Genomic DNA, 16040 nt, shown 5'->3' with positions numbered 1-16040 from the left:
CAAAACAATTACACTCTTCCCTTTAAAGAACTAAAAACCCAGGCATTGGCCAAGAATCCCACGCCAACGGCTGCAAATCCCCATCCTGCAACATCATCATATCGAAATGCGCCCAATCCTATAAGCAAAAACCCCATCAATATCATTATTAAAGTAGCCCATCCTAAAATGGTATTTTTATTCATTCCCATATCTCTAGTATTATTTTTTTTCGAAGTACAAATATCTAAAATTTTAGCTGCTAATTAAATATTTTAAACAGCATTTCTCTCAATAAATCCGATTGGGGCAAAGCATTAGCCCCAACTCCTTTGCTTTTCACGTCAACTTCCCGCAAAGAAGTAACAATCTGGCTCACTTTTCGCATCGGATAATTTTTGATTGCCACATCATAATCCTTTAAAAAAAAGGGATTCACGCCCAATGCAGTGGCTACATTTTTGGGATTCTTGTCTTTCAATCCGTGGTATTTCAACAATTGGACAAAGAAACTAAAAACCAGGCTTGTGGTCATTACAATAGGATTGTCTTTCGGATTTTGTGCAAAATTATCGGCAATGGTGTAGGCTCGCAACTGGTTTCTATCACCGATGGCTTTTCGCAATTCGAAAACATTGAAATCTTTGCTGAAACCAATGTTTTCCTCAATGTGGTGCGGTGTTATGGTACTGCCTTTGGGCAAAATAATTTGCAGTTTCTCCAATTCGTTGTTGATTTTGCTCAAATCCGTGCCCAAAAATTCAACCAACATTGCATTGGCTTTGGGTTCAATCGAATATTTTTTTCCAGCCAAAACGCGTTTAATCCAATCCCCTACTTGATTTTCATACAGTTTTTTGCTTTCGTAAACGATGCCGTTCTTGGCCAAAAGTTTGGTCACTTTTTTTCTCTTGTCCAAGGTTTTGTATTTATAACAAATAACCAAAACCGTTGATGGCATTGGGTTTTCGGCATAACTTTCAAGTTTGTCAATAGTCCTGGACAAATCTTGGGCTTCCTTGACAATTACCACTTGGCGCTCGGCCATCATCGGGTAACGTTTGGCTGTCGAAACAATGTCTTCTATGGTTACGTCTCTTCCGTACAAAACCGTTTGATTGAAACCTTTTTCGTCTTCAGTCAACACATTTCCTTCAATATAATCGGATAATTTGTCAATGTAATAGGACTCTTCTCCCATCAAAAAATAAATGGGTTTGATGTTGCCTGCCTTGATGTCATTGACTATTTTTAAAACTTCGTCCATTTTCTCTATTCTCTTTTATCTATTATCTAAAAGTCTTACTTTTGCTTTATGCAGCAACTCAATTTTCCTTCTTATTCTTTTCGTTTCAAAAATAGCGAAAATAAAGTGTCTATTTTCGACGAAATCAGGAAAAAATTCATCATTCTCACTCCCGAAGAATGGGTTCGCCAGCACGTGGTTCGGTTTTTATTGGAGGAAAAAAAATACCCAAAATCCCTGGTCAATGTCGAAAAGGTTTTAAACGTCAACGGATTGCGAAAAAGATACGATGTTGTCGTGTTCAATCCCGATGGTTCCATTTTCGTTTTGATCGAATGCAAAGCACCGGAAATTAAAACCGCACAAGCCACTTTTGACCAAATCGCCCGTTACAACATGACCTTGAAAGCCGAATATTTGATGGTAACCAATGGACTTAATCATTACTTTTGTCAAATGGATTTTGAGAACGAAAAATACGAATTTTTGGCAACATTGCCGGATTACAAACTAAAAATGAAACAATTCAAATGAAAATAGCAGTCGTAATTCTCAATTGGAACGGTGAAAAATTATTGGAACAGTTCTTGCTTTCGATTGTTCAATATTCTCCCGAAGCCCACATTTATGTGGCCGACAATGCTTCGACCGATGATTCTGTTTCGTATCTCAAGGCTTTTTTCCCAACGGTAAAAATTATCCAAAACGATAGCAATCTTGGCTTTGCCGAAGGATACAATGAAGCTTTGAAACAGGTAGATTCCGATGTTTTTGCCTTGGTCAATTCCGATATAGAAGTGACCGAAAACTGGTTGAAACCCATTATCGAAACTTTCGAAAATGAACCCAAAACAGCCATCATCCAACCCAAACTTTTGGATTTCAAGCGAAAAGAATACTTTGAATATGCCGGTGCAGCAGGTGGATTTGTGGACAAATACGGTTATCCATACTGTCGTGGTCGTGTTTTCGAAACTTTGGAAAAAGACAACGGACAATATGATGACAAGCGCGAAATATTTTGGGCTTCGGGTGCTTGTTTTTTTATCCGAAGTTCGGTTTACAAAGAATTAAAAGGTTTCGATGCCGATTTTTTTGCGCACCAGGAAGAGATCGATTTGTGTTGGCGTGCCTTCAATAAAGGACATCAAATAAAATACAATTCACAATCGGTGGTTTATCACGTGGGCGGAGCAACTTTGCAACAAGGAAATCCAAAGAAAACATTCTTGAATTTCAGGAATTCGTTGTTGATGTTATTGAAAAATCTCCCAAAAAAACAACTAATTCCCATAATTTTCGTTCGACTCCTTTTGGATGGTGTTGCTGGAATACAATTTCTTTTTCAGGGAAAGTTCAAACATTTATTGGCGATTCTGAAAGCCCATTTTTCATTTTACAAGCTTGTTGCTGTGCATTATAAGAAAAGAGATTTGTTTCAATCTAAAAAATACTACACAACTAAAAGCATCGTTTTTCAATATTATGTCAAAGCTGGCAAGGTTTTTGAAAAATAATTTTAACATAAATTTAGAACCTTATTCTAATCTTAAAAAACTAACTTTGTAATTCACGTTTAATTAAATTTTATCCTCTATGAAAAAAATTGTTATTGCACTATCCTTATTGACTGTCATGACTTCTTGCGTTTCTAAAAAGAAATATGCAGATCTTGAAGCTAAAAACAAAGAAACTCAAGACTTATTAAATACATGTACCGTAAAATTAAATTCCTGTTTGGAAGAAAAAGCTGGGCTTAAAGCTAGTGTTGATGGATTGAAAGAACACAATCAAACTTTGATTTCCCAATCTAAAGACATGACAGTGCTTACTACAAAAGGAGCTGAAAACATTGAAAAAGCTTTGGAATCCATCAAGGAAAAAGATTTAAAAATTTCAAGAATGCAAGATGCTTTAACTAAAAAAGACAGTGTTACCCTTGCTGTTGTGACTAGTTTGAAAAGTGCTGTTGGAATTTCGGATCCAGATATTGAAATCAATGTGGAAAAAGGTGTTGTATTTATATCTATTGCAGATAAATTGTTGTTCAAAAGCGGTAGCTATGAAGTAACCGACAAAGCAAAAGGAGTTTTGGCCAAAGTGGCTAAAGTGGTAAATGACAAACCTGATTTTGAGTGTATGGTCGAAGGTCATACAGACAACGTTCCTTATGTTGGAAACGGAGTATTGCTTGACAACTGGGATTTGAGCGTAAAACGTTCTACATCAATCATTCGCGTTTTGACTGGTCAATTGGGTGTTAAACCAGAACAGTTAATTGCTGCCGGTAGAAGTTCTTATGTTCCTTTGGTAGCCAATGATTCTGCCGAAAACAAAGCTAGAAATAGAAGAACCCGCATTGTTGTGTTGCCAAAAATCGACCAATTCTACGAAATGGTGGAAAAAGAAATGAAAAAACAACAAAAACAATAAGAAAGTAACCAGTGTTCAGTCACGGTTTACTACTAACAAAAAACGTCTCGAGCAACCGGGACGTTTTTTTTATACTTCAAACTGATCACTGTTCTAAAGAATATCCAAACTTCCCTTGCCTTCTCTCACGACTATTGGTTCGTGTCCCGATAAATCAATAATGGTGGAACCAATGTTGTCTCCATAACCACCATCTACAACTACATCAACAAGGTTTTGCCATTTTTCGAAAATAAGTTCCGGGTCGGTGGTGTATTCAATGACGTCATCCTCGTCCCGAATAGAAGTTGAAACAATTGGATTGCCCAGTTGTCGAACAATTTCCAAAGCAATCGAATTGTCCGGAACACGAATACCAACCGTGGTTTTCTTCTTGAATTCTTTGGGTAGATTGGTGTTTCCCGGCAAAATAAAAGTATAGGGTCCAGGCAAAGCTCTTTTTAACAGTTTAAAAGTGGCCGTGTCAATTTGCTTCACGTAATCCGAAAGATTGCTCAAATCGTGACAAATAAAGGAAAAATTAGCTTTGTCCAACTTCACTCCCTTTATTTTGGCAATGCGTTCCAAAGCTTTGGTATTGGTAATGTCGCATCCCAAACCATAAACGGTATCGGTGGGATAAATCACCAAACCACCGTCTTTCAAAACCTTTACCACTCGATCAATTGCCGCCTCGCTGGGTTTGTCTTCGTATATTTTTATGAATTGTGCCATTTTTTTAGAATATAGATGATAGAGAATAGATTATAGACTTTGTTTAATTTTTTGAAAAACTTTTGCAGTATAAAACAACATTGCAATGGTAAACAAATTAATTTTCACAATAAAAATAGCATTATTTGAATTTAATGCCAATAAAAATTGTGATGGATAAAAATCAAAACCTGCAATTACATCATTTGTCAAATTCAATGTTAAATTTACACCTATTCCATTAATGGCTGAATAAAACAACCCAAAAACATCAAAAGCAATTAATTGCATCAACAGAGAAATAAATACTAATTTCAATCCTTGAACATAATTTTTCTTGTTTAACAGAATTCCTGAAAAAATGCAAAACCCAAAGAAAAGAAATGGTGTCAGCATTGAAAAATATCCAATCCCATTTTGATACTTGGACAAATCCGTGGTCAATAGTAAATAGAATGTAAAGAGAAAACCAATTACACCTCCTATAATTTGATATATTTCAATAAAATTAATCTTCTTTTCAAGTCTTTTGTCTAACATCTATTTTCTTTGTTCTTTCTACCCAATCACGTTCAATTTTGCAAAACGCAACAACAACTTCTTGATGCCGCCCACTTCAAATTTGATTTCGGCTTTTTTGTCGGCGCCAACACCTTCAAGATTCAACACTTCTCCTTTGCCAAATCGTTCGTGCATTACGATATTTCCGGCAACCAACTTATTGTCAAACAAATTGGCTCCACCCGAAGAAGAATTGCTTGAAACGGGTTTTAGTTTCCGAATGTTCAGGTCTGGTTTTGGTTCATTATTGGTAACATAATTGGGTGGAGTTCCCGCAACAGGCTTGGCCAATCGCAACTTGGATTTGTCCACGTCTCCAAAAATATCGTTGTCAATCATAGGTTTGTAGCGATAATTGCTTTCGGCAGGAGTCAGGTATTCCAGATATTGTCCGTCGATTTCTTCGATAAAACGCGAAGGCTCGCTATCGGTCAGTTTTCCCCAGCGGTAACGGGATTGCGAATACGTCAAATACGCTTGATGTTCGGCACGGGTCAAGGCCACGTAGAACAAACGACGTTCTTCCTCGAGTTCGCTTCGGGTGCTCATACTCATCGCACTCGGAAACAAATCTTCTTCCATTCCCACCACAAAAACGTGTGGAAATTCCAATCCTTTGGCCAAATGTATCGTCATCAAGGCCACACGATCTTCGTCGCTGGTGTCTTTGTCCAAATCAGTAGCAAGTGCCACGTCTTCCATAAATTCGGATAACGCGCCACGGGCACCGTCAATCTCTCGTTGACCTTCGGTAAAATCCTTGATACCGTTCAATAATTCCTCTATATTCTGGATTTTCGCCATACCTTCCGGAGTGGCGTCTTTCTTCAATTCTTGAACCAATCCCGTCTTTTTGGCCACGTGATCGGTAATGTAAAAAGCGTCCTGATTCTCGTTGATGACCTGGAAACTCTCTATCATCATCACGAAATCCTGCAATTTCTGCTTGGTTCCCGAATTGAGTTTCAAGTCGATTTTGTCGATATTTTTCATTACTTCAAATATCGAACGCTTGTAATGATTGGCGGCAACCGTCAGTTTTTCGACCGTTGTGTCCCCTATTCCACGAGCTGGATAATTGATGACGCGCACCAAGGCTTCCTCGTCCTTTGGATTCAGAACCAATCGCAAATAACACAATACATCCTTGATTTCTTTTCTTTGGTAAAAGGACAAACCACCGTAAATTCGATACGGAATATCCCTTTTTCTGAGCGCATCTTCCATCGCACGGGATTGCGCATTGGTGCGATACAAAATGGCAAATTGACCATTCATCATCTGGTGCTGCATCTTTTGTTCGAAAATCGTGCTCGCCACAAAACGCCCTTCTTCGGCATCGGTCAAGCTGCGATGCACTTTTATTTTGGGGCCAAAATCATTGGCCGTCCAAACCACTTTATCAAGCTTGGTTTTGTTCTTGTCGATAATCGTGTTGGCGGCTTCCACAATATTTTTGGTCGAACGATAATTTTGTTCCAATCGAAAGGTTTTCACGCCTTCGTAATCTTTCTGGAAATTCAGGATGTTGTTGATATTGGCACCTCGAAAAGCATAAATACTCTGGGCGTCGTCTCCCACCACGCAAATATTTTGAAATTTATCCGACAAGGCACGAACAATCAAATACTGCGAATGGTTGGTATCTTGGTACTCATCGACCAATATATAACGAAAACGGTTTTGGTACTTGGCCAAAACATCTGGAAAACGATTCAACAATTCATTGGTTTTCAACAATAAATCATCAAAATCCATGGCACCCGCCTTGAAACAACGGTCGACATAATTTTGGTAAATTTCGCCCAAACGAGGCTTTTTGCTCATTGCATCTTGCTCCTGCAATTCGGGATTGTTGAAATAGGCTTTCACCGTTATCAAACTATTTTTGTAAGAGGAAATTCGGCTTAAAACCTGTTTGGGTTTGTAAACATCCCTGTCCAACTGCATTTCCTTGATGATGGCAGAAATGGCTCTAACAGAATCCTGGGAATCGTAAATGGTAAAATTCGAAGGATAGCCCAATTTATCGGCTTCAGAACGCAGAATTCGGGCAAAAACCGAGTGGAAAGTTCCCATCCAAAGATTTTTGGCTTCATTGGAACCAACAATATCGGAGATACGCTTTTTCATTTCGCGCGCCGCCTTGTTGGTAAAAGTCAATGACAAAATACTAAAAGCATCCACGCCCTGACTCATCAAATAGGCGATTCGAATGGTCAACACACGGGTTTTCCCTGAGCCGGCACCAGCAATAATAATCATTGGACCGTCTTTTTGGAGTACGGGTTCGCGTTGGGCTTCGTTAAGTTGATTGATGTATTTCTGCATAAAAAATTTCTGTTGAATGCAAAAATAAGGATTTCAGAATTAAAAAAAGACTGCTTTTCTATTTATAAAAAACATCGTAGGCAAACCTAATCAAGGTGCCGATGACAACCACTAAAAAGAAGATTCGAATAAACTTGTTGCCTTTGCTGATGGCCAATTTTGCACCAATCCAACCTCCAAAAGCATTGCTGAAAGCCATAGGAACGGCAATAGCCCAAATAATTTTGCCTTTAAGAAAGAACAAACAAATCGAACCAAAATTGGTCGCCAGATTCACCATTTTGGCATTGGCGGAAGCGTGTAAAAAATCAAATCCCAGCAGGGCAATAAAGGCTAAAACTAAAAAACTTCCGGTTCCCGGCCCAATAAAACCGTCATAAAAACCAACCACGAAACTGATGATTACCGAATAAAAAACTTGGGTTCGGGCAGAATGATTTTTCACCACATGTTGCCCGAAATTTTTCTGTGCATAAGTGTAAATGACCAAAAAAGAAAGAACGACCAACAATAAGGGTTTCATGAAATCATTGCTGACATAAGTCAATAAAGTGGAACCCAAAAAAGCAGATGGAAAAGCCAAAATCATCATGATGGCCAACAACTTCCAGTTCATGTCCACTTTTTTGAGGTATTGATAAGCGGCAAAAGAAGTACCACTAAAAGCAGGCACTTTCAAGCTGCCAACAACGGTTGAAACGGGAAGATTGGGCAACAAAATCAATCCTACCGGAGTCTGGATCAATCCTCCTCCTCCAACGATGGCATCAATAAATCCTGCCACAAAAGCAGCCAAACAAAGCAAAATGATAATGTAGGATTCCATTTTTTATAAAATTTCATCAAATGTAATATAAGTTTATTGGTTTATTCGTTAATTTGTCTTTGGTTATAAAATTTTAAATAAAAATCTAGATTATCAAATGGATTCAACAAAAATAATTGAAATACTTGCTTACACAATTCCTTCCTTAATTACCGGAGGAGTGGCTTACTTTTTATTTGATTCGTATTTCAAAGACCAACAAAATACCAGAAGATGGCTGTTGCAAAAAGACAATCGAAAAGACACTTTACCCCTGCGTTTACAAGCCTACGAAAGAATGACCTTGTTTATGGAACGTATCAATCCAAGCCAATTATTGATTCGTATCACTCCAATTTCCAACGATAAAAACGAATATACCAATTATGTGATTGCGCAAGTGGAACAAGAATTCGAACACAATTTAGCCCAACAAATCTACATTTCGGATGAATGTTGGTCGATAATTACGGCAGCAAAAAATGCCACAATCCAAATGATTCGTTTGGCTACGAAAAGCGAAAAAGTGGCCAATGCCAACCAGTTGCGTGAAGTGGTTTTGAGTGATTTATTGGAAAAACAATCTCCCAGTAGTGCGGCTTTGGCATTCATCAAAAACGAAGTGGGACAATTGTGGTAGTTTTTTTGTCACGGATTACTATTTTATAATTATTTCCTCATACATTTTCAACAATTGCGTCACGGTATTCCAATTTCGGATGGTGGCCGTCACGTTCAATTTTTTCTCTATATATTTCTGGTCAAATCTTGTTTTTCCTGCACCAACAGCATATTTAATGTAAATTCTGTTGGCATCGATACTGGCTTCATCGGGTTTAAATTGGCTAATTTTTAAATCATTGATACTCTCGCTTCGCAAACTGGTCGAAACAAAAGCTACATACAATTTTTTTACGTCCAAATCGGATGCTTTCAAAAAAGGATTGTTCTTGAAACAAGCTTCTAAATCGGTTTTTCCAATCACCACCACAGGCACTTCGTGGCCAAAAACCTTGAAAATTTCCTGCTTGATCTTGAAACCAACGGCGGCGGCATTTTCATCCTCGCTATCCACAAAAACATTACCCGATTGGATATAAGTCACCACATTTTGGAAACCAATGGATTCCAAAGTCGTTTTCAAAGCCTCCATTTTTATCATGTTGTGACCGGAAACGTTGATGCCGCGGAGTAATGCGAGATGGGTTGTCATATTGTATAAATTAAGAATCCAAATATACTTTTTCCAACTTTCAATACCAAACAATTCCATTTTCTAATTCCCAAACAAAAAACTATCTTCGCTTCATCAAATTAAAAATCCGTTTGAATCTGCTTTTTTACGAAGTAAATCCGCGTCATCCGTGTCTTAACTATGCAGCAAAACCTACTGGAAACCCCAATCGAATACCTCAAAGGCGTCGGTCCCAACCGCGGGACTTTGTTGCGCAAGGAATTGGGAATTCATAAATATGGCGATTTACTCAATTTTTACCCCAATCGCTACATTGACAGGACACGTTATTACAAGATCAACGAATTGCAAAACAATGTTGCCGAAGTCCAGATTATTGGCAAAATCGTCAACATCAAGACGGTGGAATTTGGCAAAAACCAGAAACGACTTGTCGCCACATTCGTGGACGATACGGGACAAATGGAACTCGTTTGGTTTCAAGGCCACAAATGGATTCGGGAGAGTTTGAAACTCAACGAAATCTGCGTGATTTTCGGAAAATGCACATCTTTTGGAAATACTTTCAATATGGCGCATCCCGAAATCGAATTGATGAGCGAGCACGAAAAAAGTCTGCGCTCCGCAATGCAACCCGTGTATCCATCGACGGAAACCTTGGCCAACAGAGGAATTTCCAATCGAGTAATCAATAAAATGATGCAGCAATTGTTCTTGGAAACCCAAGCCAAATTCTCGGAAACCCTGCCCGATTATTTGACTTCCGAATTGAAACTGATTCCAAAAAATGCGGCTTTGTTCAATATCCATTTCCCCAAAAGTGCCGATGCTTTGGCGAAAGCCCAATACCGGTTGAAATTCGAGGAATTGTTCTATATCCAATTGCAATTAATCACTAAAAACCTCATTCGGAAGCATAAAATAAAAGGACATCCGTTTACGAAAGTGGGCGAATATTTCAATGATTTCTACCAAAACCATTTGCCTTTTGAATTGACGAATGCCCAAAAAAGAGTCATCAAGGAAATCCGAATAGATATGGGAAGCAACGCCCAAATGAACCGATTGCTACAAGGCGATGTGGGTTCTGGAAAAACAATTGTAGCTTTAATGAGTATGCTCATTGCCTTGGACAACGGTTTTCAATCTTGCTTGATGGCGCCAACGGAAATCTTGGCCAACCAACATTTCAACGGCTTGACGGAGTTATCCAAAGAACTGAACATCAACATCAAAATACTCACGGGCTCAACCAAAACTGCAGAACGGAAAATTATTCACGAGGAACTCGAAAACGGCAGTTTACACATCTTGATTGGTACCCACGCTTTATTGGAAGACAAGGTAAAATTCCAAAATTTGGGCTTGGCCGTGATAGACGAGCAGCATCGTTTTGGGGTGGAACAACGTTCCAAACTTTGGAAAAAAAACGAAATACCGCCACATATTTTGGTAATGACCGCCACGCCTATTCCGCGAACTTTGGCGATGAGTTTATACGGTGATTTAGACATTTCAGTTATTGACGAATTGCCTCCGGGACGAAAACCCATCCAAACCGTGCATCGATTTGACAGCAACCGCCTGAAAGTTTGGAAATTTATTCGGGACGAAATTGCCATTGGCAGACAAATTTATATCGTTTATCCGTTGATTGAAGAATCAAAAACGATGGATTTAAAGGATTTGATGGACGGTTACGAAAGCATTTCCCGTGATTTTCCGTTGCCACAATATGCCATTTCCATCCTTCACGGCAAGATGAAACCAGCTGATAAAGATGCTGAAATGAAACGCTTTGCCGAAGGAAAAACCAACATTATGGTCGCCACGACCGTGATTGAAGTGGGCGTGAATATTCCAAATGCCAGCGTAATGATTATCGAAAGTGCGGAACGTTTTGGATTGTCGCAACTCCACCAGCTTCGGGGTCGCGTGGGTCGTGGTGCCGAACAAAGTTATTGCATCCTGATGACGAGCCACAAATTGAGTGCCGACAGCAAAACCCGAATGGAAACAATGACTCGAACCAATGACGGTTTCGAAATTGCGGAAGTCGATCTCAAACTTCGTGGCCCTGGCGACATGATGGGAACCCAACAAAGCGGTGTTTTGAATCTGCAAATTGCCGATATTGTTCGGGATCGAGATATTCTGGCATTGGCACGTAATTATGCCTTGAAAATCCTGAAAGAAGACGCTCCGATGCAAAAACCCAAAAATGCCATCTTGAGAGCCGTTTACATCGAATTGACCAAGAAGAAAAACATCTGGAATTACATCAGTTAAGCGGGAGGAAAAACACACTGATAAAATTGTTTAACTTAGTGGAGAAACGAATAAAAAAGGATTTAACCAATATTTAAATTAAACCTTTATATTTTTTTGAAGTCATAGCTCATTGGACTTTTTACTGTATTAAAATTAGTTGTTAATCCACTGTTAAATTATTGGCAAAACAAGCATTATTCAAAATTCTAAAACCTAAATTTGTCTTCTTAACTAAAATATAAGCAGTCTAATCTCGCTTTTTAACTATATCATGAAATTAAAAAATATTATTTATGCCTTATTAATAATAGGGTTCCTAGCATTTATAACGTACAGAGTCATTGAAAACAAAAGTGGTGATTCCGGTCCCAAAGGCAAAGACGGAAAAAACAAATCAATGACCGTTAACGGAATTGTTGTAAAATCCCAAACATTCGACAATAACCTTTCCCTTTCCGGTTCTATTGAAGCCAATGAGCAGGTGGATATTCGTTCAGAGGTTTCAGGAATTGTGGAAGGAATTTATTTTAAAGAAGGAAGCAATGTTTCTAAAGGGCAATTGCTTTTCAAAGTAAATGATTTGGAATTGAGGGCACAATTGGCCCAGGCCAAAACAAAAGAAGGGCTGGCATCGGAAAACGAAAGAAGAGCCAAACTTTTACTTCAAAAAGAAGCCATCAGCCTAGAAGAATATGATATTGCCAGAGCCGATTATAAATTGGCGCAAGCCCAAATCCAATTGATTCAGGCACAAATTGCGAAAACTTCAGTAAAAGCCCCATTTTCCGGTAAAATTGGATTGCGTTCGATTTCACAGGGAACCTACATTACTCCTTCCATTTTAGTGGCTAAATTAGTTAACATTGGTAAACTCAAAATCACTTTTTCGGTTCCTGAAAAGTATGCCAACCAGATAAAAATGAATTCAAATTTAAGTTTTACCGTCACGGGATCCTCCCAAAGTTATCTTGCCAAAGTGTATGCCATTGAGCCTGAAGTTCAAGTTGCGACAAGAACCTTGCAAGTTCGTGCCCTTGCCGAAAATAAGGACGGGAAATTATTGCCGGGTACTTTTGCCAATGTAGAATTGCCTTTAGACATCATTAAAGATGCCATTGTCATTCCAACGGAAGCCATTGTTCCTGTACAAGACGGAAAAAAAGTTTTTATTTCAAACCAAGGAAAAGCCAAAGAAATTTTGGTCGAAACCACAACCCGAACTGACGCTTCCATCTTAGTGCTTTCTGGTCTAAAAGTGGGTGATACCGTTTTAACCAGTGGCGTGATGTCGTTAAAAGAAGATACTCCTGTAAAGGTTAAAATTAAATAATTTTAGACTTTAGATTTCAATTTTTGAATCTAAAATCTGCAATCAAAAATCAAAAATCTCTATGAGTTTATCAACAACAAGCATAAGAAGACCTGTATTTACCATTGTAATCAATTTATTAATTGTGTTATTTGGAATTATCGGCTACACCTTTCTTGGCGTCAGGGAATTTCCTTCAATTGATCCAGCGCAAGTTTCCATTCGTACCAATTACACGGGAGCCAATTCAGATATTATTGAGTCCCAAATCACGGAACCGCTAGAAAAAGCCATCAATTCGATTGATGGAATTCGGAATGTAACTTCTTCCAGCACTCAAGGAAGCAGCAACATAACCGTTGAATTCAACCTAAATAAAGACTTGGAAGAAGCGGCAAACGATGTTCGTGACAAAGTATCCCAAGCCATCCGAAGTTTACCCCAAGATATTGATGCGCCTCCAGTGGTTTCAAAGGCTGACGCCAATGGAGATGCCATAATTTCCATGACTGTGCAAAGCGATTCCAGAAGCCCATTGGAATTGAGTGATTATGCCGAAAATGTGATTTCACAACGACTCGAAACCATTCCCGGCGTGAGTGGTGTCCAAATTTGGGGGCAAAAAAGATATGCAATGCGATTGTGGATTGATCCTGTAAAATTAGCGTCCTATGGTTGTACGGTTTCAGAAGTTAGAAATGCATTAAACAAACAAAATGTCGAATTGCCTTCCGGAAAAATTACTGGAGCCAATACGGAACTGACCGTAAAAACGGTTGGAAATCTCTCCACTCCAGAAGAATTCAACAATATCATCATACGCTCTGATGGAGAAAAAATAGTTCGTTTTAGCGATATTGGTTCTGCCTCATTAGGACCTGAAAATTTGGAAACTAAAATGACGCAGTCCGGAATGCCATTGGTGGGAGTTGCCATTGTGCCGCTTCCTGGAGCCAATTATTTAGATATTTCAAAGGAATTTTATAAAGAATTTGAAGCGCTAAAAAGGGATTTACCCAAAGACATCAACTTAAATATTGCATTGGACACCACCTATTTTGTCAAAAAATCAGTTATTGAAGTAGCTGAAACATTAGGCATTTCGATTATTCTGGTAATCTTGATCATCTTTTTGTTTTTTAGGGATTGGGCCATTGCGTTCAGGCCATTAATTGATATTCCAGTTTCGTTGATTGCCACTTTCTTTATTATGTGGTTGTTCGGATTTTCGATAAATGTATTGACTTTGCTTGCCATCGTGCTGGCAACTGGTCTGGTAGTCGACGATGGAATTGTGGTCACGGAAAACATTTTCAAAAAAGTGGAAGAAGGAATGACGCCCATTGAAGCAGCCATTAAAGGTTCCAACGAAATATTTTTTGCCGTAATATCCATTTCCATAACCTTGGCAGCGGTATTTCTTCCGGTGATTTTCCTCGAAGGATTTGTAGGCAGATTGTTTCGGGAATTTGGTGTCGTCATTGGGGCGGCGGTATTGATTTCGGCCTTTGTTTCGCTTACGCTTACGCCAATGTTGAATGCCTATTTGATGAAAAGTGGCGAACAGAAAAAGTCAAAATTCTACATTCAAACAGAACCCTATTTTGCAAAACTAAACAAAGCTTATGCCGATGCATTGGAGCGTTTCATGAAGAAAAAATGGTTAAGTTTCCCTATTCTGATTGTGTGTTTTGGATTGATTTACGTCTTTTTTAATCTTTTGCAAAAAGAAACGGCACCTTATGACGATAGAAGCGCTCTAACCTTGAGAATGAATACTGCCGAAGGTTCGACTTATGAATATACCGAGCGATTCATGCAGGAAATTTCAAAATTGGTCGACGATTCCATTCCTGAGAAAAAAGTGGCTTTGGTGATTACGGCTCCAGGATTTTCTGCTTCTTCAGTAAACAATGGATTCATCAGAATCGCTTTAAAAGAACCTGAAGAAAGAAAACGTTCCCAAAAAGAGATTGCCGAAAAATTGACCCAATTGACAGGCCAATATTCAGAAGCAAAAATATCGGTGATGGAGCAACCCACCATCGCAGTAAACAGGCGTGGCGGTTTACCCATCCAGTATATTATTCAAGCACCCAATTTTGAAAAATTACGAGAAAAAATTCCATTATTTATGGATGAAGCTTCAAAAAACGAAACCTTTTCGACTACTGATGTCAACCTAAAATTCAACAAGCCGGAAATCAATGTCACCATTGATCGCGAAAAAGCCGAAAGTTTAGGAATATCCGTGATTGACATTGCCCAAACCTTGCAGCTTTCTTTGAGCGGACAGCGTTTTGGCTATTTTATGAGAAACGGAAAACAATACCAAGTCATTGGACAATTTGAACAAAAAGACCGATCAAAACCAATGGATTTAACGGCAATGTTTGTCAAAAACAATAAAGGAGAGTTGATTCAAATGGACAATGTGGTGACTATTGCTGAAAAAAGCAATCCACCACAATTGTATCACAATAATCGATACATGTCAGCCACTGTATCGGCTGGTTTGGCTCCCGGAAAAAGTATCAACGACGGAATTGATGCGATGAATGAAATAAAAGCCAAGGTTTTGGACGATACTTTCACTACCGATTTAGGCGGCGAATCCAGGGATTTTGTCGAAAGTAGTTCGAACACTTCTTTTGCTTTTGGATTGGCTTTGTTGTTGATATTTTTAATCTTGGCAGCACAATTCGAAAGTTTCATCGATCCATTCATAATCATTCTAACAGTTCCAATGGCGGTTGCCGGAGCCTTGTTTTCGTTGTGGTTGTTTGACCAAACCTGGAATATTTTCAGTCAAATTGGAACGGTGATGTTGATTGGTTTAGTTACCAAAAACGGAATCTTGATTGTGGAATTTGCCAATCAATTGAGAGAACAAGGAAAACCAAAATTGGAAGCCATCATGGAAGCTTCTGAAGCAAGGCTTCGACCAATATTAATGACCAGTTTAGCCATTTCATTGGGTGCATTGCCTATCGCCATGTCGCTTGGAGCAGCTTCTACCAGTAGAATTGGAATGGGAGTAGTGATTGTGGGTGGAACCATTTTCTCTTTGGTTTTGACCTTGTTCGTAATTCCAGCATTGTATTCGATGTGGTCAAAAGCCAGAAAACATTATCCCGAATTTGACCATATAAAAGAATATGAAAAAGATATGGAATAGTTGATTTGCAATAAAAAATAAAACCGCGCTAGTTGTAAA

Annotated in this window: 14 protein-coding genes; 7 read left to right on the top strand and 7 right to left on the bottom strand. The window is 38.7% G+C overall.

Annotated elements, in window-relative coordinates; translation table 11 throughout:
* Positions 1-8: 8 nt before the first annotated feature.
* The gene (locus tag C0430_RS11440; protein WP_290870057.1) at positions 9-191 is read right to left on the bottom strand and encodes a CAL67264 family membrane protein; all 183 of its coding nucleotides are present in this window, start codon (positions 189-191) and stop codon (positions 9-11) included.
* A gap of 50 nt (positions 192-241) precedes the next feature.
* A complete protein-coding gene (gene holA / locus C0430_RS11435; protein ID WP_290870054.1) occupies positions 242-1246 on the bottom strand; it encodes a DNA polymerase III subunit delta in 1005 nt (334 codons plus the stop codon).
* Between the two features lie 48 nt (positions 1247-1294).
* Here holA and C0430_RS11430 point away from each other — a divergent pair, with 48 nt between their 5' ends.
* From C0430_RS11430 to C0430_RS11420, 3 genes are all read left to right on the top strand, one after another.
* Positions 1295-1759 (top strand): type I restriction enzyme HsdR N-terminal domain-containing protein, encoded by a 465-nt coding sequence (locus C0430_RS11430; protein WP_290870051.1) that lies wholly within the window; start codon positions 1295-1297, stop codon positions 1757-1759.
* Positions 1756-2742: a glycosyltransferase family 2 protein gene (locus C0430_RS11425; RefSeq protein ID WP_290870048.1), complete on the top strand. Its 987-nt coding sequence runs from the start codon at positions 1756-1758 to the stop codon at positions 2740-2742. The genes C0430_RS11430 and C0430_RS11425 overlap by 4 nt, the downstream gene beginning before the upstream one ends.
* 79 nt (positions 2743-2821) lie before the next feature.
* Positions 2822-3658, top strand: coding sequence for an OmpA family protein (locus C0430_RS11420; RefSeq protein ID WP_290870045.1), 837 nt, complete (start codon positions 2822-2824; stop codon positions 3656-3658).
* A gap of 93 nt (positions 3659-3751) precedes the next feature.
* Here the strand turns inward: C0430_RS11420 and C0430_RS11415 are convergent, their stop codons facing one another.
* From C0430_RS11415 to C0430_RS11400, 4 genes are read right to left on the bottom strand one after another with little or no spacing between them, the layout of a single operon-like run.
* Entirely contained in the window at positions 3752-4372 is a 621-nt protein-coding gene (locus C0430_RS11415) for an L-threonylcarbamoyladenylate synthase (RefSeq protein WP_290870042.1), read from the bottom strand.
* A 30-nt stretch (positions 4373-4402) separates the two neighbouring features.
* Positions 4403-4891: a hypothetical protein gene (locus tag C0430_RS11410; protein ID WP_290870039.1), complete on the bottom strand. Its 489-nt coding sequence runs from the start codon at positions 4889-4891 to the stop codon at positions 4403-4405.
* Between the two features lie 18 nt (positions 4892-4909).
* Positions 4910-7243 carry an ATP-dependent helicase gene (locus tag C0430_RS11405; RefSeq protein ID WP_290870036.1) on the bottom strand — a complete coding sequence of 778 codons (2334 nt, stop codon included), beginning with the start codon at positions 7241-7243 and terminating at the stop codon, positions 4910-4912.
* Positions 7244-7301: 58 nt separating this feature from the next.
* Positions 7302-8069, bottom strand: coding sequence for a TSUP family transporter (locus C0430_RS11400; RefSeq protein ID WP_290870032.1), 768 nt, complete (start codon positions 8067-8069; stop codon positions 7302-7304).
* A 97-nt stretch (positions 8070-8166) separates the two neighbouring features.
* On the opposite strand from C0430_RS11400, the gene C0430_RS11395 reads away from it, so the two are divergent.
* Positions 8167-8688: a hypothetical protein gene (locus C0430_RS11395; RefSeq protein ID WP_290870029.1), complete on the top strand. Its 522-nt coding sequence runs from the start codon at positions 8167-8169 to the stop codon at positions 8686-8688.
* A gap of 18 nt (positions 8689-8706) precedes the next feature.
* Here the strand turns inward: C0430_RS11395 and C0430_RS11390 are convergent, their stop codons facing one another.
* On the bottom strand, positions 8707-9261 hold the full coding sequence (locus tag C0430_RS11390; protein ID WP_290870026.1) for a DUF1697 domain-containing protein: 555 nt from the start codon (positions 9259-9261) through the stop codon (positions 8707-8709).
* Between the two features lie 162 nt (positions 9262-9423).
* Between C0430_RS11390 and recG the strand changes: the two genes are divergently transcribed.
* From recG to C0430_RS11375, 3 genes are all read left to right on the top strand, one after another.
* Positions 9424-11532, top strand: coding sequence for an ATP-dependent DNA helicase RecG (gene recG, locus C0430_RS11385; RefSeq protein ID WP_290870023.1), 2109 nt, complete (start codon positions 9424-9426; stop codon positions 11530-11532).
* A gap of 253 nt (positions 11533-11785) precedes the next feature.
* The gene (locus tag C0430_RS11380; RefSeq protein WP_290870020.1) at positions 11786-12844 is read left to right on the top strand and encodes an efflux RND transporter periplasmic adaptor subunit; all 1059 of its coding nucleotides are present in this window, start codon (positions 11786-11788) and stop codon (positions 12842-12844) included.
* 61 nt (positions 12845-12905) lie between these two features.
* Positions 12906-16001: an efflux RND transporter permease subunit gene (locus C0430_RS11375; RefSeq protein WP_290870017.1), complete on the top strand. Its 3096-nt coding sequence runs from the start codon at positions 12906-12908 to the stop codon at positions 15999-16001.
* The last annotated feature ends 39 nt before the right edge of the window (positions 16002-16040 follow it).

Origin of the sequence: Flavobacterium sp. (assembly GCF_013823965.1) — a bacterium.
In the GTDB taxonomy this organism is placed as follows: Bacteria; Bacteroidota; Bacteroidia; order Flavobacteriales; family Flavobacteriaceae; genus Flavobacterium.
Note: the sequence above shows the minus strand (reverse complement) of the source record. Positions and strands in the feature narration are given on the sequence as shown.

Excerpts from the sequence above, each read along its gene's own strand:
- C0430_RS11390 (WP_290870026.1), bottom strand. The coding sequence starts at position 9,261 with ATGACAACCCATCTCGCATTACTCCGCGGCATCAACGTTTCCGGTCAC.
- C0430_RS11395 (WP_290870029.1), top strand. The coding sequence starts at position 8,167 with ATGGATTCAACAAAAATAATTGAAATACTTGCTTACACAATTCCTTCC.
- C0430_RS11420 (WP_290870045.1), top strand. The coding sequence starts at position 2,822 with ATGAAAAAAATTGTTATTGCACTATCCTTATTGACTGTCATGACTTCT.
- C0430_RS11425 (WP_290870048.1), top strand. The coding sequence starts at position 1,756 with ATGAAAATAGCAGTCGTAATTCTCAATTGGAACGGTGAAAAATTATTG.
- C0430_RS11430 (WP_290870051.1), top strand. The coding sequence starts at position 1,295 with ATGCAGCAACTCAATTTTCCTTCTTATTCTTTTCGTTTCAAAAATAGC.
- C0430_RS11380 (WP_290870020.1), top strand. The coding sequence starts at position 11,786 with ATGAAATTAAAAAATATTATTTATGCCTTATTAATAATAGGGTTCCTA.
- C0430_RS11405 (WP_290870036.1), bottom strand. The coding sequence starts at position 7,243 with ATGCAGAAATACATCAATCAACTTAACGAAGCCCAACGCGAACCCGTA.
- C0430_RS11415 (WP_290870042.1), bottom strand. The coding sequence starts at position 4,372 with ATGGCACAATTCATAAAAATATACGAAGACAAACCCAGCGAGGCGGCA.
- C0430_RS11410 (WP_290870039.1), bottom strand. The coding sequence starts at position 4,891 with ATGTTAGACAAAAGACTTGAAAAGAAGATTAATTTTATTGAAATATAT.
- C0430_RS11400 (WP_290870032.1), bottom strand. The coding sequence starts at position 8,069 with ATGGAATCCTACATTATCATTTTGCTTTGTTTGGCTGCTTTTGTGGCA.
- holA (WP_290870054.1), bottom strand. The coding sequence starts at position 1,246 with ATGGACGAAGTTTTAAAAATAGTCAATGACATCAAGGCAGGCAACATC.
- C0430_RS11375 (WP_290870017.1), top strand. The coding sequence starts at position 12,906 with ATGAGTTTATCAACAACAAGCATAAGAAGACCTGTATTTACCATTGTA.
- C0430_RS11440 (WP_290870057.1), bottom strand. The coding sequence starts at position 191 with ATGGGAATGAATAAAAATACCATTTTAGGATGGGCTACTTTAATAATG.
- recG (WP_290870023.1), top strand. The coding sequence starts at position 9,424 with ATGCAGCAAAACCTACTGGAAACCCCAATCGAATACCTCAAAGGCGTC.